The 512-nt window shown below is 75.2% G+C and carries 1 protein-coding gene; it reads right to left on the bottom strand.

Features of this window, described 5'->3' with window-relative positions:
- On the bottom strand, positions 1-512 hold a 512-nt coding region (locus DW299_RS00050; RefSeq protein ID WP_136035200.1), incomplete at both ends, for a Rossmann-fold NAD(P)-binding domain-containing protein.

The following is a 512-nucleotide window of genomic DNA, read 5'->3' as shown; positions in this document are numbered from 1 at the left end:
GCCTCCGGCCTCGGCGTCGAACCCGCCCGCACCGCCGCACACCCCGGTGGCGGGGAGCACGAGCTCATCGCGCGCGGCGGCCTCGTGGTCGCCCGCGAGGTGCGCGACCACGCTCCGGACCTGTTCGAAGCCGGTCAGTGCGAGGAACGTCGGCGCCCGGCCGTACGACTTGGCACCGACGACGAACAGGTCCTGTTCGGGCTGGGCGAGCTGTCGCGCACCGGTGGCGGGCACGGAGCCGCACGAGTGGATGTTGGGGTCGATGTCGGCGGCGATGCCGGCGACGGCGTCGAGGGTGGGGTCGAGGGCGATGCGCACCTCGCGCAGGAAGCTCGTGTCGGGCCGGAACCCGGTGAGCGCGAACACCTGGGCGACTCCGGCGATCTCGCGGCCGTCCTCCGCGTGCACCGAGAGCGTGTCGCCGCGGGAGGCGAGCTCGGCGACGCGGAACCCGGTGACGAGCTCGACCGTCCCGGCGTCGACCACCTCGCGCGCGCGGCGGCCGAGGGCGA

It is taken from the genome of Microbacterium sp. K35, from assembly GCF_004794375.1.
In the GTDB taxonomy this organism is placed as follows: Bacteria; Actinomycetota; Actinomycetes; order Actinomycetales; family Microbacteriaceae; genus Microbacterium; species Microbacterium sufflavum.
Note: the sequence above shows the minus strand (reverse complement) of the source record. Positions and strands in the feature narration are given on the sequence as shown.